The following is a 17,489-nucleotide window of genomic DNA, read 5'->3' on the forward strand; positions in this document are numbered from 1 at the left end:
GATAACGGGTGAACCGACCGCTTGCCTAAGACGTAAAAGCCAGTACGGCACTAACACAAAGCCCATCGCGAAGCCGAACAACGAAAGCCGAATAAAACGCGACCACTGTAACCGAGTGATTGGTGGCGGTGGGGGAAGCATTGCCAGGTGTTAAACGAGAATCCAAGGGAATGAAGTACCATGCAGCCTTCACGCCAGCAGCCGTTAGCACAGCAAATACCATACAAGTGAGACGCCATGCATCGTATAGGAACACGGCGGAGGGCACGGCAATGCTAATACCGATGCTGGTACCAGCATTCATGATGGATATTACACGACCGTGCATCGTGCGACTCACCAATGCCGTCATCGCATCGGTAAGTTTTGGCATCATCAAACCGGCGCAGATACCGCAGATAAACCCACCAATACCCATTGATAGTGCGCATACGACTGACTGAGCAGCGCGAGACCTGCAACGCCTAAGCACCCTGATAATGCCGATCAAGTAGGACGTTAGCCAGCTCGGTAATAATTGACAGGACAAATAGGCCAAAAGTGAAGCATCCAAACCCGTAGCTAATCGCGACCAGTGCTGCACCAAGAAGGGAAAATTCGATGTTCGACAAAACCTTCATAAAGCTATTCGTCTTTCGTGTTTTATCTTGAAGGACTTGCAAATATCGCAATTGACACAATGGAATCCGTGTTGAGCAATAAGATATGTTAATCCCCACTTAGCCTACCCAGATCCAAGTCGCGACAGAGCGGGTATACCCATTGGCTAGCTAACCAGCTTTGTAATTTAACGATAGAATTTTTTTAAAAAAATTATTCTGGAATCATATTCGAAATAAATCTAAGCTTATGAGTTATTTTGATATATACTATTTTCATAATCAAAAAATTAAATTACCTATCTTGGTGATCGCGATGCAATGCCCAATCGTTACGCACTTTTTTGATGAGCCCACCAATACCTTTAGCTATGTGGTTCAAGACTCAGACAGCCGTGCCTGTGCGGTCATCGATTCAGTGCTCGACTTTGATTATGCCGCTGGGCAGACGGACGTGCGATCCGCTGACAACATCATCGCCTTTATTCGCGAACACGATCTCGAGGTGGTCTGGATTTTGGAGACCCATGTGCATGCCGACCACCTCTCGGCTGCGCCATACCTGCATGATCAGTTAGGCGGTAAAACCGGCATTGGCGCCAACATAGTGAAGGTGCAGGAGATATTCGGTAAGGCGTTCAATGCGGGCAGCGAGTTTGCCCGGGATGGCAGCCAATTTGATGCGCTGTTCGAAGAAGGGGATACGTTTACCATTGGCCAATTACAGGGCAATGTTCTGCACACTCCTGGGCATACGCCCGCCTGTTTAACCTACGTAGTGGGCGATGCCGCCTTTGTAGGCGATACGCTTTTTATGCCGGATTATGGCACCGCGCGGTGTGACTTTCCCGGCGGCGATGCGCGCACCCTTTATCACTCTATTCAAAAAGTGTTGGCGCTTCCCGAGCAGACGCGGCTGTTCTTATGCCACGACTATAAAGCCCCCGGCCGTGATAACTTTGAGCATGAAAGCAGCGTTGCGGAACAGCGCAGTGAGAATGTCCATGTTCATGAAGGTATCAGCGAAGACGAGTTCGTGAAGATGCGCACTGAGCGCGACGCCACCTTAGGCATGCCGAAGCTCATTATTCCCTCTGTGCAAGTCAATATGCGTGCAGGGGAGCTGCCTCCGGCGGAAGAGAACGGCACCGTCTATCTCAAAGTGCCGATTAATTTTTTCTAACGGTTTGAGTGCGATCTAAGGAGTCACCAGTGGATTGGACAGCAGGCTTACAAGGGCTGGTTGGGGGTGTGTTGATCGGGCTTTCCGCTACCTGGCTGATGGCAACGCTAGGGCGTATTGCGGGTATCAGTGGCATCGTGGGCAATTTGATAACACAACGCCCCAAGGGCGATAGCGCTTGGCGAGTGGCTTTTCTGTTAGGGCTGATTAGCGGCCCGCTTTTGCTTATGGCTTTTGGTGGTGGTTTGGGCAACGTTGCCGGTAGCCCTGGCGAGGTGATCGGCGCATCAGTAGGAGGTGTAGGGTTAATGCTAGTGGCTGGGCTGTTAGTGGGCGTAGGCACGGGGCTGGGCAGTGGCTGTACCAGCGGCCATGGCGTATGCGGACTGGCGCGCTTGGCGCCACGCTCCATGGCGGCCACCGGTATGTTTTTAGTGACGGGGCTAGTGACCGTTTATATCTCGCGCCACTTGCTAGGTTTAGGTGGCGTTCAATGAATAGTTCAATGAGTCAGTCAAACAAGAGCAGTTGGATAAAAACGGCGGCAGGCTATGCGGCGGGGCTACTTTTCGGTATTGGTTTGGCTGTTTCAGGCATGACGGACCCCGCGCGAGTAGTGGGATTTCTAGACGTAGCGGGTGCCTGGGATCCAACGCTGATGTTCGTATTGGGCGGGGCCGTCGTTACCACCTTTATCGGCTATCGGCTGGTATTCAAGCGTACTGCTCCACTGCTGGGTGGCGTCTTTCAGTTACCGACCAAACGAGAGTTAGATGCGAAGTTGTTAGGGGGCGCGGCCCTGTTTGGCATTGGCTGGGGACTTTCCGGCTACTGCCCAGGGCCAGCGATTGCCTCCATCGGCGGTCTTTCCTTACCGCTATTGGCCATGCTGGTGACCATGGTGTTGGGGTGGTTTGCCGCTAAGCGTCTCGCCTAGCCATTCGTCCTTATTCGGCGATTGCCATGCCCACGCCCTTGCCTTCACCGCAAGGGTGTTTTTATTTGTCTAAACACTGGGTTAACGCCCGTCAGGCGGTGCGAGCGGTGACCAGTGATTTGGTCATTCTTGATCGCGGATTACCCGATGCACTCGCCCCGGTCGCTACGTATGGCCTCCCTAAAGAGACTCGTCCGCTAATTGAAACCTCAAATACGCTTCTTGAGTGTGTACAGCAAGCCATTATCCGCGAGCAGCGCTTTACAAACCATGCCTCCGCTGACTGTAATCAAAACCCACCTGCAAATGGCTCGCAGGGTCGAAAGTCAGGCTGCAATAACATCGCTCAACTATGCTCAAGAGTGCGTTGTGCGGTTGAGCTAAACCCTTGACCAGTTACTCACTCTGGCTCGTCTAGAGGTGCGTGTGCGTTTTGATTATGGCCAAGCTAGTCGCGTCGCAGATGTGGCCGAACATGCCCCGGCAAATAGCTTGTACGACAAACAAGTCCGCTTTATAGAGCCATCCCACTGGCCTGATGTTGCTCTTGCGATGCCCACGTTAACGTTGATGCGCAGTGGGAGTCAGGGGAGCGTCGTCTCACTTTTAGCGTTAGCGACCAAGGCTCAGGTGTTGATAGCGCAAATTAACGCATCGATTCTGGCGCGCCAGTAAACAGCAGCGCAGTGGACTGGGGCTAGCCATTGTGGCCGCTAACGCAGCTTGCGGTGTTGGGATCGCTATGTTCATTATATTTTCTAGCCTTATTGGGGGCCGTTGCCGCGCGGGCAGGTGGGACGCCAACGCTCAAGGCTGCTTTGCGAGTCATGTTTTGGGGTGCACTTGCTATGGCCATCACATCCGGCATAGGGCGGGTATTTGGTGTGGTGGCTTAACTACGTGAATTGTTGGGATTGATATCAATAATGGGAGAAAGCACTACGCCCATTCACCAGCAACCATAAGGTGTCATCAATTCAGATGTCGGTTACCGGTTGATAAACGGTATTTATCGTGTCGTTGCAACACTACGAACGCGTAGTGTTCAAAAGTAGTTTAACGATAGGCGTCTCGCTTGCGGACGTGCAATGAGGTATTCGACTACCTTTCAGTCACCAAATGCTTATTACACGGGATAATTGGCGGATCAATGATAAGGCCTAGCTGTTATACCAAAAAAGTGTAATCGGCCCAGTGCTGCATCATAGCTCGGCGCTTTTCAAAAAGGTCTCCTCGACGATAGGCGGCCTCAACTTTATTCTCAATTGCATGAGCCAGTGCCATTTCAGCTACATCCCTTGGATAGCTCGTTACCTCGCCTGTCCAATCCCTAAAGCTTGAGCGGAATCCGTGGGGCACATAATTGCCTTTTTCACCACTAGGCCCGTAACCTAGCCCACGCATAAATTGCAGAAGCGACATATTGGATAATGGTCGACCCGCTTTCATTCCCGGGAAAATAAAGCTATTGCCTTTCACGCGAGAGAGGCTCAGTAAAAGATCAATTGCCTGCTTAGATAGTGGCACTCTGTGTTCTCGATTAGCTTTCATGCGCTCTGCTGGTATTTGCCACGTAGCTTTTCCAATGTCGATCTCTTTCCACTCAGCGTTGAGCACCTCTGAGGTACGTGTGGCTGTCAGTATCAAAAATAGTAGTGCTTTTGATGACATGCTTTTGTAGAGCTGAACTGAGCCCATAAATGTCGCTACCTGATCATAAGGCATAGCAGGATGGTGATTCACCTTTTGAACCCTTGACGGCTTAGCTAAGAGTTTATCGAGATGGCCACGCCAGCGGGCAGGGTTGACCTGGTCGCGATACTCATGGGCTGCTGCGAAGTCTAATATGTTTTCAATTCGACCTTGAACACGCTTAGCTGTTTCATTCTTGACTGTCCAGATAGGCGTGAGGATCTTCAATATATCCTGAGTGGTGACCTCTTCTACGGGTAGGTTACCTATTACCGGGCGCACGTATGTTTTAAGAGTGCTTACCCACTGACGTGCATGCTTGGCATTTCGCCAGCTGCGACGGTGGGATTGAATATAGCGTGCTGCGCAGTGGGTAACCGTTACAGTCACGGACTTTTTTTCATTTTTCTGCTCACGAACAGCCAGTGGGTCGATGCCTTGTTTGACGAGCTTTCGATTTTCTGCGGCTGATTCGCGTGCGTCTGATAGTGTTTTGTCAGCATAACTACCAAGACCCATGTCACGTAACCTGCCATTCCATCGAAAACGGTAAATCCAGCTTGCGCCGCCACCTTTGCCAATTTTGAGGTACAACCCATCCCCATCATTGGTCATGCCAGGGTTTGACTCCCTGACCAGCTTTTGAACGCCTTTTGTCGTGAGTTTGCCCATAGCCGCTATCCCCGAAGTATGTTTTTAGCGTACCACATTTTAGCCCATACACCAGCCCATACTTCTAATATGTTTTACGTTGTATGTGAGTGGGTGTGGTTGGACTGTATCGACTATTATTTTATTATAAATCAGTGGCTTGTTGTATCATTGTGGATGCTGTTGTACATGTAGTATGCGGACTCCCCCTCCGCCACAGAATTTTAAAGGCCGTCAAGCAATTAGCTCGACGGCCTTTTTTGTTTTTGGCTCTCAGGGGTTGTCTTGGGAAAAATAAAGAAAGCTGTTTAAAAAGGCAGCACTCCGCCGAAGCCAATACCCAGCACGGCAACGATAACCACAACGATAACGACGATAGTGGTAGTAGACATATTCTCTTCCTTTGAGTAGTGAGCGTTGCTATAGCGTAGTCGCGAAAGCGTTATTTCGCACGTAGGCGACAACTGAGTAACCTTTCCATGGTGGCAGAAAAGTTCCTGCCAGAAAGCCCGACAACGAGGTTTGAAATCAAAAGCTGTCGAGCGTTAACAAAACAGCAGAACCCCCCAGTAACGGACTTATTTTCCACATTGACAGTCGTGGCCGCAGTCGCTGGAGCCATTGGCATGGCCGGTAGCGCAGTACTCGCAGCGATAAAGCTTGCCGTCTTTCTTTACGGCTTTGCTATCGACCGCGCACTTACACTTGGGACATGCACACTCTTGCTGAGCCATGATGAATCTCCTGTGCTAGAGCTGAAAGTGTAGGCCTGCCCCCCAGATGTGATGTCATTGCATTTTATCAACTCAAAACTACTAATTTTCACGATCCAGAGCTTTATACCTAGTCCATTAAAATAGTCGCAAAACGCGGCATTAACCTGCTCCTGTTGCCTGTTAGGAGTGCAACATTGGATATATGGATGAGTAGTTGAACCAGAACCTTTGTAAGCATGCCATACTGGATTTGATGATATAAAATTTGCTGAAGTAAGACGGAAGCAGGCGCACATATGGCTGCGTCATATATGGTGTGCCCATGGCAAGGAGAGGATCAAAATGAACAGAGACGAAACATTGCGCCTATTACATGAGCACAAGCCGATATTGGCTTCGCAGTTCGATGTGAAGAAGCTTGCTCTTTTTGGCTCTATGGCCCGTGGGAGCGCTAAAGATACAAGCGATATTGATATTCTTGTCAGTTTCGATGGCCCAGCAACCTCCGCACGCTATTTTGGTCTTCAATTTTATTTAGAAGATCTGCTTGGGTCTCCAGTCGATTTAGTGACAGATAAAGCCCTTCGGAATGAATTGAGGCCATACATCGAGAGCGAGGCGCTACATGTCTGAGAAAGGCCTGGAGCGTGAATGGCGCTTCTATATTGATGATATGGTCGGTTTTGGTGAAAAAGTGCTTTCCTACACAGATGGGTTAGATCAAATTGGTTTCCTCAATGATGATCTCATCTACGATGCTACGTTGCGTAATTTAGAGCTTATCGGTGAAGCAGCCACCAGAATTCCAGATGAAGTGCGCCAACGGTATCCAGAAGTGCCCTGGCGCTTGATCATTGCGACACGCAATAGACTTATCCATGCATATTTGGGTATTGACGAAGATACTGTATGGAGCATTATTCAAGACAATGTACCTGAGCTTCTTGAGTATCTGAAAACGATTCGCAATGAAAGTAAGGTAGATATCAGTACTGAAAATGATTTATTTGACTAAATTTTCACTACCCAACGCTTTCCCCAGCCTGCCAAAGTAGTCGCTGAACGCTGCATTGATCTGTTCCCGCTGTGCACCCCGTGGGTAAAGACCTCTTTCCGCTTCAGGAGAGGCCTTGGTGCCTTTGACCAGGAAGTGATTGGTGGTGGCCGCATCCTGCACAAACGCTTCAAAAGCGCGTGCGCAGAGCTCTTCGGGTTTACTGTAATAGAGCTGTCCAAGTTTTTTGTCCACCTGCACCGAGTGCTGAAACAGCTCGCTAGGCTGATCGCCTGCTGGCTGCAGCAGAATAGCTTTGAAGCAGTCCATCAATAATTGATTCAGAGGGTGTGCAATGGGCGTTGCATCAGCTAGCCAAGCGGTAGAGGCGAACATACCGACGGGTGTGCCGCGAAAACACTTGCTGACGATGTAGTGATCAAAAGCATGAAACCACTCGTGGGCAATGCTGCCGGGGCCAGCGTTTTTAGCCAGCGCAAAACTGCGTTGGCTGGGGTCATAGTGGGCAGAAACACCCGGTCGACCACCGCTGCCGTACTGCAGCGCGATTGAGCCGCGTAGGGAAATCAACGCCTCTGTTCCCTGTAAAATCAACATAAGATCGCACAGTGCATCATGAAACAGCTCCGCGGCACGGTCGCGCTCAGCGTTGGTTACCCAGCGTCCAATCTCAATGGAGCGAAAATCAAACTGACGCCGGATCAGGGCAAAACTGCTGGCTTGCCCCTGGCGATGGTCAGGACCACTGCGATAAAAATCCCGCGCTTCGATGTTCACTTGTCGTTTCTCCTTGCATTCCGCCATCCAGACCCCCACTAACTAACCGTAACGCATTTTAATTGCCTCATTTTCCACCGCCAGGAGAGAGATATGAGCAAGCGTATTTTAGTGGTACTGACGTCTCACGATCAGTTGGGTGATACCGGTAATAAAACCGGTTTTTGGCTCGAAGAGCTGGCAGCCCCTTATTATGTCTTTAAAGACGCGGGTGCTGAAGTAACGTTGGCATCGCCCAAGGGTGGGCAGCCGCCGCTTGACCCAAAAAGTGACGCAGACGATAGCCAAACCGATGAAACGCGCCGCTTTAAGCAAGATGAAAAAGCTAACGCGGAGCTTGCCGCTACCCATCGCTTGAGCGACATGAAGGCTGATGATTTCGATGCGGTATTCTACCCCGGAGGCCATGGCCCGCTATGGGATCTCGTTGACGACGCGGACTCGATTCGCTTGATCGAAACCTTTATCGCCCAAGGCAAGCCGGTTGCCACGGTTTGTCACGCGCCGATAGTGTTGGTAAATGCTAAAGACAGCGCTGGTGAACCGCTAGTAAAAGGCCGCCAAGTAACGGGCTTTACTAACGGCGAAGAGGAGGCTGTGGGCTTGACCAATATCGTGCCGCATCTCGTTGAAGATGCCTTGCAAAAGTGCGGCGGGATTTATAGCAAAGCGGATGATTTCACTCCTTACGTACGTGAAGATGGCCAACTGATCACAGGGCAAAACCCGCCTTCCTCAGCGCTCACGGCTGAAACGCTAATGGCGTGGCTGACGAAATAACCCGCCGGTATTAATACCGGGTTTGGTGACGACGGCGAGGCTCTCCTCGCCGTTTGTATTTTTGGGTGCCGATTAGATTCTGACTATGCTTATAGGGAGATAGGTTATTTATTTTTAATTAGCTATGTTCTCAACAGCGCAGTTCTCAGCAGCGCAACAAGGAGGCGACTAACATGGAGACAGCACGCGTCTATCGGATGAAAACCGCGGAACATCTCTGCCCATTCGGTATGAAAACAGTCGATTTGTTAAAACGCAAAGGCTATCAGGTTGATGACCATCCGCTTACATCCCGAGATGAAATTGAAGCGTTCAAGGCCCAGGAGAATGTCGATACCACTCCGCAAACCTATATAGGTGATAAACGTATTGGCGGCTATGAAGAGGTTCGTGAGCATTTAGGCATGAGCGTGCCGAGTGCAAAAGAGACCGCATATCGGCCAGTGATCGCGATTTTTGTTACCGCTTTGCTCATCGGTCTGGCGATTAGCTGGGTTGCCAATGGCACCTTAGTGGCAGCACGAATGCCTGAGTATGCGGTGGCCACGGCCATGGTGCTGCTGGGTTTGCAGAAGCTGCAGGATGTAGAGAGCTTTAGCTCGATGTTCCTTAACTACGACTTACTGGCTCAGCGCTATGTCCCTTACAGCTATGTGTACCCCTACGCAGAAACCCTGGCAGGGATACTAATGCTGGCCGGTGCCATGCTTTGGCTGGCAGCACCGCTGGCGCTGTTTATCGGCACGGTGGGCGCGGTGTCGGTTTTTAAAGCCGTGTACGTGGATAAGCGTGAGTTGAAATGTGCCTGCGTTGGCGGAAGCAGCAATGTGCCACTAGGGTTTGTATCGCTGACAGAAAATATCGCCATGGTGCTGATGGGGCTATGGATGCCGCTGAAAATGTTGCTATAACAATCGTCGTCAAAAACTTGCTTGGCTAAAATGCTATTTAAAATCCAAAAATCCGTTAAAAAACAATTTATTTGCCGCTACATATCACAGGTTAGATAAACCTGCTGTTATAAAGCGCACTGTGTGCACACAGCGAAGGGAACTCGCGACAGGGAAGAACAAGCAAGGATTGCTTGTGTAGCACAAGGATGCACAAACAGGATATTTGTGGTGCAAGATCAGGGAAGAACAGATGAAAACCCGGCCAAGGAGTGGCCGGGTTTTTTTTACCCTGGAATAAATAAAAATTTAATTAAGCTCTTATGACGCTTTTGTTAATAATGTATTGCTATTGCTAGTAAAAAGGCAGCGGTCACAAAGATAAGCCTTTTTTATAATAATTGCTCAAGTTGGTAAGCGATTGTTTTAACAAGCATAGTGATAATAAAGCGAGCTTAATTCACTCAAGGGTATTTCAACCGCTGTTTGACAGTTCAGGCAGCGTACGGTGGTACTGTCTTTACCGGTGCCTTCTAAACGGAAGCGGTTCAAAAACGGGTCTTTGGGTGACTCTGAGTTACCACAATGCCGACAGATGACATCCAGCCCGTTGACTTTGCTGCTAATAATAATGTCTCGCACGCTGACCTCCTACCATTAGGTTAGATGATGGTTCAGGCGTGGTAACGTCCGTGTAGAGTGGTATCGTTGCCGATACTTTTAATAGTATAGCGCTGCAAGGCATATGTGCCATATAAAAAAGCGTGCTTTAAATAGGTGCAGTTAATCTGAATAAAAAAGATAAATTTTTTCCGGTTTAATAACATAGGTTAGATAAATAGAGTGTTTTAAGGTTCACTGTGAGTACACAGCACAAGGAAGTGGCAACAGGGAAGATAAAGCTAGGAAAGCTTACGCTCATGGAAGCACAAACAGGATGTTTGTGAAGACGAATCAAGGAAGGTTTGATAAAGCCCCAGCCAGGGAGTGGCCGGGGCTTCTTTTTTATACGCTTGTTTTATTTCTTCGCCTTTTTCTTACTTTTCTTACTGTCGTTGCCTTGGCTAACTGTTTTGCCTTCGCTGCTCTCGTCTTTGCTGTCATCCTTCTCACTGTCAGGCTTGTCGCCGCCTTGATGGGTGAGCGGGCTCGCTTGGTCTAAGCGCGGGTGGTTATCCAGGAATTCACGCTGCAGGTCAGGTATGGCATCCAAGGCTTGCAGGGTATGGGTGAGGGCGTGAATAGCCGCCAGCACGTCCTGGGTATGACCGGTTTCTGAGATGGTGTGCATATTACGGATGGGGAAACCAATCGAGGTAGCGGCACTGTCGATAGACGCCAATACGCCTGCCATGCCATCGGTACCCGTATCCACACCGACAATATCGCGCTGCAGCGGAATGTCCTGCTCTTTCGCGGCCGTGGCGATAATGCGGTTGAGCTGTTCACTGGCAATAGAGCCCACCGCCATGGTGAAGCCTTTGCCCATCTCTAGCGGCTGCATACGCTTGTCGCCGATGCCGGGCGCAGCCACATAGTCATGATTTACATCGACACCAATGAGCGCATCTGGCTTCATTTCGCCCGCCATCACGCGGCTGCCGAAACGGCCAATCTCTTCATAGCTGGCAATCGCAAACAGCACGCGCACATTTTGGGTGCCACCTGCTTCGGCGATCAAACGCGCCACTTCGGCGGCCACAAAGCAGCCTAGGCCGTTATCCAGGTAAGCGCCGTAGAAGGTATTGGGACTGAAGCCGGGGCGGATAGGGCGGTCGAAAATAATCGAATCGCCGGGCCGTACGCCCAGGTTCAGCACCTGCTGCTTTTTATTCTCGCCGTGGATCTGTAGATCCAGGTAGATCTGCTCTTTTTTCAGGCCTTTGCTACCATCGCGCTGGGCAGGATCGGAGAAGTGAATCGCGCCCAGGGCCTCGACCGTGCCGCCTTCAATGCAGCGGTAGCTACCGGGGGCGTCCGGGTCTTCGCTAAACAGCTTCACTTCATGGCCGATCAGCACAGTGGGCAGAAACGAATCAGTGTTGATCCAGATCTTGCCGTCTTCGCCAATCGAGCGCACCTGCATGCGGATTTTATCCGCATGGCCGATCAGCATGACCTTGAACATGTCGTCGCGGCCGGGGTGAGTGTCCAGCACAACGCCCGCGTTGCCCTTAAACTGGTGAAGGTGCCAGCTTTTAGGCGCGAAGCTCTCAAAATGCGGCTTGAGCACGCCGTAGGTCATGGCAGCTTCCAGGCCTACGGGGCTAGGGGCGGCAAGAATATCGCGCATCAGTTTGAACTGCGCGTCGGGCATCGGTTGTGTCCAGGGTTTCGCACTATCGCTCATCGTTGTCGCTCACTCATTTTTAGGTGGATGTTAATCACCTCTAGTCTGCCAGATTCCCGCACTGTGTGTAGAGAAAGCCGCTTATTCATGGTGATGAATTAGCTCGCGCAGGGCGCTGGTGGCGGCGGAAGGAGGGTGACGGCGGCTCAATATAATGCCCAGCTCACGACGAATGGTTGGCTCTACCAACGGGCGGTACTCAATCCCATCAGCGGCAATTTGACGAAAACTGAGCGAGGGCAGCACGCTAATGCCTAACCCCGCAGCTACCATGCGGCCTACTGTGGCGATCTGGCGCGCATCGCACAAGATATCCAGCCGTTCTCCTACGCTCTGCATAATGCGGTCAATATCCTGGCGCGAGCTGGAAAGGCGATTGATACCAATAAACGGATAAGCTGCAAGTTGGCTCCAGGCGATGGCTGATTGCGCCAGCAACGGATGCCCGCAGGGGCAAACGACCACATAGCTGTCTTCGAGGACGGGTTCAAACGTTAAGTCGTCTGCGTCGCTTGGCGGCACTGAAAGACCCAGATCGGCGCGGCCTTCGCGCACCATTTGATTGATCTGATCGGCCAGCACATCGTGCAGGCTGAGGTTAATACGTGGGTAGGCTTCATGAAAAAGCTTAATGACCCGCGGGAATAGTCCTGCCGCCAGAGTGGGGAGGGCGGCCACGGTTACCTTTCCGCGCTGTTTGGAAAATTGGTCGTTGAGATCCTCAAAGGCTTCGTTCCAATCATTCAAGAGCCGCACGGCAACGGGCAGAAAAGCCTCGCCTTCCGGTGTTAACGCGAGCTGGCGCGTGGTGCGGGAAAACAGTGCACCACCGACGTTCTCCTCAAGTTTACGCAGCGCAATAGAGATCGCCGGTTGGGAAAGATGTACTCGCTCGCTGGCCTCTGCAAGGCTGCGCGAGTGGGCGACGGCAACAAAAACACGCAACTGCTGGATGCTTGGATTCATTTAGAAAGTAAAACATAAATTAAAAACTATTCAATATACAAAATTAAACCGGAGCACCATGCTTGGCTTATCGCGATTAGATTCGTCGCGATCACCGTTTTAGATAAAAACCGCTCTACAATAACAATAGCTCGCTTAGCGAGCTTCGGAGACACAATGAAAACGCTACTGACCGCCATGGTGGCAAGCGCCGCTGTGCTAGCCGCTGCGACCTCTCATGCCGATGAACGCCTGTTGATTGGCTCTACCTCAAGCTCCTCCAGCCACTACAGCTACTTTGTGGCAGTCAATCAGATTATTAATAACCAAGTTGAAGGGATCAGTTCTTCGGTTGCCGAAACCGGTGCCACTGTGGATAACCTGCGCCGTTTAGGCCGCAACCAAATCGATATGGGCCTGGTGACCACCAATACGGGTTATCACGCCTACGCCGGTGAGGAGGATTTTGAAGGCCGCCCCGTCGATAACCGCCTGCTCTGGGTCTACACCGTGGCACCGCAGAATACCGTAATGCGCCAGGATGCAGGGGTGGAAACCTTTGCTGACTTAAACGGTGTGCGCTTCAATCCAGGCATTACGGGGTCAGCTACTGAGAAAACCACCGAAGCGGTAATGCGCGCACTTGGTATCGAACCGGATTATGTACGTGGTTCCACCACCGATATGGTCGACGCCATGAAAGATGGCCGAGTGATGGGGTCGGTAAAATCGGGTGTCGGAGAACGCCTGGATGGCTCCTCCATGGATATCGCCACTTTCACACCGATTAGCGTGCTGTCGCTTGACCAAGAGCAGGCCGACACACTGCGCAGCGAAATGCCCGATGTGGCGATTGTCGATGTACCTGAAGGTGCTGCGGAGGGGATTCCTGCCTACACCACTTGGGCCTTTGGTGTGGCCGTGCACGCCCATCCGGATATGGATGAAGAAACCGCCTATCAAATCGTCAAAGCGGTGATGGAAAACCCAGAGCCGCAGGTTAACGCCTTCGCTGCCATGCAGGATGCGGATATGGCGAAGATGACCCTGGAGGTTGGCACCGTGCCACTGCATGCTGGCGCTGCGCGCTATTTCGAAGAGCAGGGGTATGACATCCCCGATGCCTTGCAGCCAGTCCAGTAAGGCCAATCGGAGAAGATGATCATGCGTGAGACAGTCACCAAAGGCTTGGCGCTCCTGTTGGGCGGGCTAATCCTGTATACCTCCGCCACTGGGCCGTTCGAGAGTTTGATTCAGCGGAGTATCTTTCTCGCGCTGGTCATTTTGCTAGGGCTTGCCGTTTATCCGTTAGGCGCAGGCAAGCGCTGGCGCCCGCTGGGTATCGCTATTGATGTGGTGTTGGCAGTGGGTGTGGTAGTTGCCTGCAGCTATGTGGCGCTTAACTACGAACAAATTCTGGTCGAACTACCCTGGGCAACGCCTCGGGATATGTTGCTGACCGGCGTACTGCTAGTGGCTATTTTGGAACTGTCACGCCGTGCCATCGGCGTGATCTTTCCACTGTTGGTGTTAGTGGGGTTGGCCTATGCGTGGTTTGGAGCAGCCATTCCAGGGCCGCTCGGCCACCGTGGTTTTGATCTGTATTACATGACCGAAACCATCTACCTCGGCGATTTAGGCGTGTGGGGCATGCTGGTGGGCGTCGCCGCCACCACTATCGCTGCTTTCGTGTTGTTCGGCTGTTTGCTGCTACATACCGGAGGCGGTAATACCTTTATGGATCTGGCGCTGCGTATTAGCGGCCGCTCGCCAGGCGGTGCTGCCAAAGTGGCCACGGTGGCCTCCGGGCTATTCGGCATGGTCAGCGGCAGTGCGGTGGCCAATGTGGCCACCACGGGCAACTTCACCATTCCCATGATGAAGCGCTTGAACTACCCACGCCCGTTCGCAGCTGGAGTTGAGGCCGTGGCCTCTACCGGCGGCCAAATCGCACCGCCAATCCTGGGTGCTGCGGCATTTATCATGGCGGAAATTCTAGGCGAAAGTTACCTGCGTATCGCCTTGGCGGCCTTGTTGCCAGCGATTCTTTTCTATCTCGGGGTGTTTGTCACCATTCACCTCGTCGCCAAGCGCCGCCAACTGCAGGTAGTGCCCGATGATGAGCTGCCAAGCTGGTCAGACGTGATACGCCCTGAACGAATTATTCCCATTCTGGCTGCATTAGGCGGGCTGTTTTACGGCGTGCTCAGCGGTCGTTCGATCCAAATGTCGGCGTTCTACGGCATCTTGATGACCGTGCTAACGTTCGTGCCTTTTGCGCTCATGGCTAAGATGCCGCTGCGCGAGATCCTCGGCAAGCTGGTGGCAGGCTTAGTCGATGCAGGCAAGGGCATGGTGATTATTGGCGTGCTGCTGGCCGGGGCGCAGATACTGGTGGCGATGATCGGTATGACAGGCATCGGTGTGACCCTAGCCAGCTTGATAGTCACGGTGGGCGGAGAGTCGCTGTTCCTGGTCGCCTTTATCGTCGGCGGCGTGTGTCTGATTTTGGGCATGGGGATTCCGACCACGGCAGCGTATGTTCTGGTGGCATCAGTGCTGGCGCCTGCGCTCACCACCATCGGTGTTGAGCCGCTGATTGCCCACCTATTCGTTTTCTACTTCGCGACACTCTCAGTCATTACACCGCCTGTCTGCATTGCGGTCTTTGTGGCCTCAGGCATTGCCGACACCAACTGGCTGCCTGCGGCGGTTGAATCAGTGCGCTTGGCGGCGGCTATCTACGTCATTCCCTTCCTGCTGCTGATCTACCCAGCCCTGGCAGGGTTTGGTTCTGCCCTGGAGATCGTCTTGGCCAGCTGCCAAGGGGTCGTGTTTGTGATGGCCTTCGCCGCGCTGATGTCCCGGGTAGCCATGACGGGTAAGCGCGTGATCGATGTCGTGGGGCTGATCGCGGTCATTGGACTGGCGCTGACACCCGGCTGGCTGACCACGCTGGCGGCGCTAGCCCTGATCATTGGGCTATTTATACGCCGCCGCTCGCTGCTGAGAGACGAGCAGGGGACCGTCGCGGGCGACCACCACTCTCTTCAGGCCAAGGAGACACAGCTATGAGCTTTTTATTAGGCAGTGGTGCGGGTTTTTCTGGCGACCGTACCGATGCGGCCGTGGCGGTGGTGGCAGAGTTGATCAAGCGACAGCAGCCCTCCGCTTTAGTATTTGAAACCCTGGGTGAACGGACATTAGCGGCAGCTCACCGCGCGATGCGTGATGATCCCGAAAGCGGGTTTGAACCGCTGTTAGACGAGCTGCTGGCGCCAGTGCTGCGCGACTGCCTGGATCACGACATTAAGATTTTAGGCAACTTTGGTGCGGCGAACCCCCGTGGTGCTTGTCAGGTAATTGCTGACTTGGCGACACAGCTTGGGCGCGGGGATGTGCGCATTGCCCAGGTGCACGGTGACGATATCCGCCAGCAGCTACATAGCTTGGACTTACAGCGCTGGGAGGCCGAGCGGCTGGATATGCCTGGCGATGACGCCCTGATTTCAGCCAATGTCTACCTGGGAGCCAAGGCGCTGGCTGAGGCGTTGGCCATGCAGGCGGATGTGGTGGTTACAGGCCGTGTTGCCGACCCGGCGCTGTTTTTAGCGCCGCTGATGCACCACTTCGATTGGCGTTGGGACGATTGGGATCGCCTGGCTTGCGGGATGATGGCGGGGCATTTGGCTGAGTGTGGCGCCCAGGTAAGCGGCGGCTACTTTGCCGATCCGGGTTTTAAAGACGTGCCGGGGCTCGCCACGGTGGGCTATCCGATTATTGAAGTGGAGCAGGATGGCAGCCTTATTATTACCAAGCCTGCCAATACCGGTGGCTGTGTTACCGAGCAAACGGTGAAAGAACAGCTGCTTTACGAAGTGCATGACCCGGCGAATTACCTAACCCCGGATGTCACGGTGGATCTTTCCCACGCCGAGGTGCGTCAGTTGTCACCTAACCGTGTGGCGGTGACGGGAATTCGCGGCAAGCCTGCGCCTGAGCGGCTAAAAACCACCGTGTGCTATGAAGGCGGTTGGCAGGGCGAGGCGGAAATCTCCTATGCCGGCCCGAACGCCTTGGCACGAGCCCAGCTTGCAGCGCAGGTACTGCGTGAACGATTGGTGTTTCGAGCCCCTGCTGAGCTGCGTACCCGCTTGGATATCATTGGCTTGGCCAGCGTATTCGATAGCGATAGCGGTGAGCTGCAGCGTAGCGCTTCAGCGTCTGCCAGCGGCGATTATCGGCTGCGACTGGCGGCCGAGCACAGCGAGCGGCGCTGGGTAGCCCGCGCCACCCAGGAGCTATTGGCGCTTTATTGTGCCGGGCCCGCGGGTGGCGGTGGCGTGCGGCGCCAATTTCAAAGGCGAGTATTTACCGCCTCTTATTTGGTCAAACGTAGCGACGTTAATGCTCATGCCAGCCTGTTTGAATCGTCGCCGCTCGGCGAACGTAGGAGTGAACGTTATGCTGCAAGCTGACCACACGCAAACAACGGTGCGCCCGGATACCTCAGTCGCTCTTCATCAACTCGCCCATGCCCGCGCAGGTGATAAGGGGGAACGGCTAAACGTGGCACTGTTTGCCTATGACCCAGACCATTACACCACCCTGCTGGAGCAGGTAACCGAGGAGCGTGTGCTGGCGCTGTTTGCTCATCGTGGTGCCAGCCGAGTGCGGCGTTACCCTTTGCCTAATTTGGCGGGCATGAACTTCGTGATCGATGACGTGCTGCAGGGCGGCGTTAATGGCGCGCTCAACTTGGATGGGCATGGCAAGACGCTATCGTTTTTGCTGTTAAGCATGGAGGTTGATGCGAGCTAGGCCTTTTTAACCTCGCTCCTCGACTTAGGTGGTCATGACCCGCTGCCTGAAAGGCCTTACTATGACGATAAAATACGCACGCTAATTAACATAACGTCAGCTCAGTCGTCGTTAAAGAGCCGTTCAGGAGTAG

The 17,489-nt window shown here is 52.7% G+C and carries 20 protein-coding genes; 13 read left to right on the forward strand and 7 right to left on the reverse strand.

All coding sequences use genetic code 11. From position 1 onward, the window contains the following. Positions 1 to 25 precede the first annotated feature (25 nt). Positions 26 to 418 (reverse strand): MFS transporter, encoded by a 393-nt coding sequence (locus HALTITAN_RS26095; RefSeq protein WP_022523390.1) that lies wholly within the window; start codon positions 416 to 418, stop codon positions 26 to 28. A 497-nt stretch (positions 419 to 915) separates the two neighbouring features. On the opposite strand from HALTITAN_RS26095, the gene HALTITAN_RS19140 reads away from it, so the two are divergent. The 5 genes from HALTITAN_RS19140 (at position 916) to HALTITAN_RS25465 (ending at position 3,615) form a co-directional block, all read left to right on the forward strand. Next, positions 916 to 1,782 (forward strand): MBL fold metallo-hydrolase, encoded by an 867-nt coding sequence (locus HALTITAN_RS19140; protein WP_027959644.1) that lies wholly within the window; start codon positions 916 to 918, stop codon positions 1,780 to 1,782. 29 nt (positions 1,783 to 1,811) lie between these two features. After that, a complete protein-coding gene (locus HALTITAN_RS19145; protein WP_022523392.1) occupies positions 1,812 to 2,279 on the forward strand; it encodes a YeeE/YedE family protein in 468 nt (155 codons plus the stop codon). A gap of 8 nt (positions 2,280 to 2,287) precedes the next feature. Continuing rightward, positions 2,288 to 2,719, forward strand: coding sequence for a DUF6691 family protein (locus HALTITAN_RS19150; protein ID WP_035538505.1), 432 nt, complete (start codon positions 2,288 to 2,290; stop codon positions 2,717 to 2,719). A 65-nt stretch (positions 2,720 to 2,784) separates the two neighbouring features. Beyond that, positions 2,785 to 3,111 (forward strand): hypothetical protein, encoded by a 327-nt coding sequence (locus tag HALTITAN_RS26100; protein WP_231500696.1) that lies wholly within the window; start codon positions 2,785 to 2,787, stop codon positions 3,109 to 3,111. A gap of 336 nt (positions 3,112 to 3,447) precedes the next feature. Next, entirely contained in the window at positions 3,448 to 3,615 is a 168-nt protein-coding gene (locus HALTITAN_RS25465) for a VIT1/CCC1 transporter family protein (protein ID WP_370657681.1), read from the forward strand. Between the two features lie 271 nt (positions 3,616 to 3,886). On the opposite strand, the gene HALTITAN_RS19160 is transcribed toward HALTITAN_RS25465, so the two are convergent. From HALTITAN_RS19160 to HALTITAN_RS24980, 3 genes are all read right to left on the reverse strand, one after another. Next, positions 3,887 to 5,083 carry a tyrosine-type recombinase/integrase gene (locus HALTITAN_RS19160; protein WP_009288078.1) on the reverse strand — a complete coding sequence of 399 codons (1,197 nt, stop codon included), beginning with the start codon at positions 5,081 to 5,083 and terminating at the stop codon, positions 3,887 to 3,889. Positions 5,084 to 5,370: 287 nt separating this feature from the next. After that, positions 5,371 to 5,526, reverse strand: coding sequence for a hypothetical protein (locus HALTITAN_RS25635; protein WP_161609188.1), 156 nt, complete (start codon positions 5,524 to 5,526; stop codon positions 5,371 to 5,373). Between the two features lie 114 nt (positions 5,527 to 5,640). Continuing rightward, entirely contained in the window at positions 5,641 to 5,796 is a 156-nt protein-coding gene (locus HALTITAN_RS24980) for a metallothionein (RefSeq protein WP_200890227.1), read from the reverse strand. Between the two features lie 324 nt (positions 5,797 to 6,120). On the opposite strand from HALTITAN_RS24980, the gene HALTITAN_RS19170 reads away from it, so the two are divergent. Both HALTITAN_RS19170 and HALTITAN_RS19175 read left to right on the forward strand, forming a co-directional pair. After that, positions 6,121 to 6,411: a nucleotidyltransferase family protein gene (locus HALTITAN_RS19170; RefSeq protein WP_039860157.1), complete on the forward strand. Its 291-nt coding sequence runs from the start codon at positions 6,121 to 6,123 to the stop codon at positions 6,409 to 6,411. Further along, the gene (locus tag HALTITAN_RS19175; RefSeq protein WP_039860158.1) at positions 6,404 to 6,793 is read left to right on the forward strand and encodes a HepT-like ribonuclease domain-containing protein; all 390 of its coding nucleotides are present in this window, start codon (positions 6,404 to 6,406) and stop codon (positions 6,791 to 6,793) included. Before HALTITAN_RS19170 ends, HALTITAN_RS19175 begins: the two co-directional genes overlap by 8 nt. Here HALTITAN_RS19175 and HALTITAN_RS19180 read toward each other — a convergent pair. Next, the gene (locus HALTITAN_RS19180) at positions 6,782 to 7,570 is read right to left on the reverse strand and encodes a CLCA_X family protein (RefSeq protein ID WP_039860160.1); all 789 of its coding nucleotides are present in this window, start codon (positions 7,568 to 7,570) and stop codon (positions 6,782 to 6,784) included. The two genes, HALTITAN_RS19175 and HALTITAN_RS19180, sit on opposite strands and share 12 nt — an antisense overlap. A gap of 93 nt (positions 7,571 to 7,663) precedes the next feature. Here HALTITAN_RS19180 and HALTITAN_RS19185 point away from each other — a divergent pair, with 93 nt between their 5' ends. Both HALTITAN_RS19185 and HALTITAN_RS19190 read left to right on the forward strand, forming a co-directional pair. Next, positions 7,664 to 8,350, forward strand: coding sequence for a type 1 glutamine amidotransferase domain-containing protein (locus HALTITAN_RS19185; protein ID WP_009288080.1), 687 nt, complete (start codon positions 7,664 to 7,666; stop codon positions 8,348 to 8,350). Between the two features lie 173 nt (positions 8,351 to 8,523). After that, positions 8,524 to 9,261 (forward strand): glutaredoxin, encoded by a 738-nt coding sequence (locus HALTITAN_RS19190; RefSeq protein WP_039860162.1) that lies wholly within the window; start codon positions 8,524 to 8,526, stop codon positions 9,259 to 9,261. Between the two features lie 997 nt (positions 9,262 to 10,258). Here HALTITAN_RS19190 and HALTITAN_RS19200 read toward each other — a convergent pair. After that, positions 10,259 to 11,590 carry a M20/M25/M40 family metallo-hydrolase gene (locus HALTITAN_RS19200; RefSeq protein ID WP_009288081.1) on the reverse strand — a complete coding sequence of 444 codons (1,332 nt, stop codon included), beginning with the start codon at positions 11,588 to 11,590 and terminating at the stop codon, positions 10,259 to 10,261. Between the two features lie 81 nt (positions 11,591 to 11,671). Continuing rightward, positions 11,672 to 12,556 (reverse strand): LysR family transcriptional regulator, encoded by an 885-nt coding sequence (locus tag HALTITAN_RS19205; RefSeq protein ID WP_009288082.1) that lies wholly within the window; start codon positions 12,554 to 12,556, stop codon positions 11,672 to 11,674. Between the two features lie 156 nt (positions 12,557 to 12,712). Here HALTITAN_RS19205 and HALTITAN_RS19210 point away from each other — a divergent pair, with 156 nt between their 5' ends. From HALTITAN_RS19210 to HALTITAN_RS19225, 4 genes are read left to right on the forward strand one after another with little or no spacing between them, the layout of a single operon-like run. Next, entirely contained in the window at positions 12,713 to 13,678 is a 966-nt protein-coding gene (locus tag HALTITAN_RS19210) for a TAXI family TRAP transporter solute-binding subunit (RefSeq protein WP_009288083.1), read from the forward strand. Between the two features lie 21 nt (positions 13,679 to 13,699). Next, positions 13,700 to 15,610, forward strand: a complete 1,911-nt coding sequence (locus tag HALTITAN_RS19215; RefSeq protein WP_236614974.1) for a TRAP transporter permease — start codon at positions 13,700 to 13,702, stop codon at positions 15,608 to 15,610. After that, complete coding sequence (locus HALTITAN_RS19220; protein WP_039860164.1) at positions 15,607 to 17,013, forward strand: acyclic terpene utilization AtuA family protein; 1,407 nt, start codon at positions 15,607 to 15,609, stop codon at positions 17,011 to 17,013. The genes HALTITAN_RS19215 and HALTITAN_RS19220 overlap by 4 nt, the downstream gene beginning before the upstream one ends. Continuing rightward, a complete protein-coding gene (locus HALTITAN_RS19225) occupies positions 17,000 to 17,356 on the forward strand; it encodes an AtuA-related protein (RefSeq protein WP_022520381.1) in 357 nt (118 codons plus the stop codon). Before HALTITAN_RS19220 ends, HALTITAN_RS19225 begins: the two co-directional genes overlap by 14 nt. Positions 17,357 to 17,489: the final 133 nt, after the last annotated feature.

Source organism: Vreelandella titanicae BH1 (genome assembly GCF_000336575.1).
GTDB classification, from domain to species: domain Bacteria; phylum Pseudomonadota; class Gammaproteobacteria; order Pseudomonadales; family Halomonadaceae; genus Vreelandella; species Vreelandella titanicae.

Excerpts from the sequence above, each read along its gene's own strand:
- HALTITAN_RS26095 (WP_022523390.1), bottom strand. The coding sequence starts at position 418 with ATGGGTATTGGTGGGTTTATCTGCGGTATCTGCGCCGGTTTGATGATG.
- HALTITAN_RS19140 (WP_027959644.1), top strand. The coding sequence starts at position 916 with ATGCAATGCCCAATCGTTACGCACTTTTTTGATGAGCCCACCAATACC.
- HALTITAN_RS19150 (WP_035538505.1), top strand. The coding sequence starts at position 2,288 with ATGAGTCAGTCAAACAAGAGCAGTTGGATAAAAACGGCGGCAGGCTAT.
- HALTITAN_RS19160 (WP_009288078.1), bottom strand. The coding sequence starts at position 5,083 with ATGGGCAAACTCACGACAAAAGGCGTTCAAAAGCTGGTCAGGGAGTCA.
- HALTITAN_RS24980 (WP_200890227.1), bottom strand. The coding sequence starts at position 5,796 with ATGGCTCAGCAAGAGTGTGCATGTCCCAAGTGTAAGTGCGCGGTCGAT.
- HALTITAN_RS19170 (WP_039860157.1), top strand. The coding sequence starts at position 6,121 with ATGAACAGAGACGAAACATTGCGCCTATTACATGAGCACAAGCCGATA.
- HALTITAN_RS19175 (WP_039860158.1), top strand. The coding sequence starts at position 6,404 with ATGTCTGAGAAAGGCCTGGAGCGTGAATGGCGCTTCTATATTGATGAT.
- HALTITAN_RS19185 (WP_009288080.1), top strand. The coding sequence starts at position 7,664 with ATGAGCAAGCGTATTTTAGTGGTACTGACGTCTCACGATCAGTTGGGT.
- HALTITAN_RS19190 (WP_039860162.1), top strand. The coding sequence starts at position 8,524 with ATGGAGACAGCACGCGTCTATCGGATGAAAACCGCGGAACATCTCTGC.
- HALTITAN_RS19200 (WP_009288081.1), bottom strand. The coding sequence starts at position 11,590 with ATGAGCGATAGTGCGAAACCCTGGACACAACCGATGCCCGACGCGCAG.
- HALTITAN_RS19205 (WP_009288082.1), bottom strand. The coding sequence starts at position 12,556 with ATGAATCCAAGCATCCAGCAGTTGCGTGTTTTTGTTGCCGTCGCCCAC.
- HALTITAN_RS19210 (WP_009288083.1), top strand. The coding sequence starts at position 12,713 with ATGAAAACGCTACTGACCGCCATGGTGGCAAGCGCCGCTGTGCTAGCC.
- HALTITAN_RS19215 (WP_236614974.1), top strand. The coding sequence starts at position 13,700 with ATGCGTGAGACAGTCACCAAAGGCTTGGCGCTCCTGTTGGGCGGGCTA.
- HALTITAN_RS19220 (WP_039860164.1), top strand. The coding sequence starts at position 15,607 with ATGAGCTTTTTATTAGGCAGTGGTGCGGGTTTTTCTGGCGACCGTACC.
- HALTITAN_RS19225 (WP_022520381.1), top strand. The coding sequence starts at position 17,000 with ATGCTGCAAGCTGACCACACGCAAACAACGGTGCGCCCGGATACCTCA.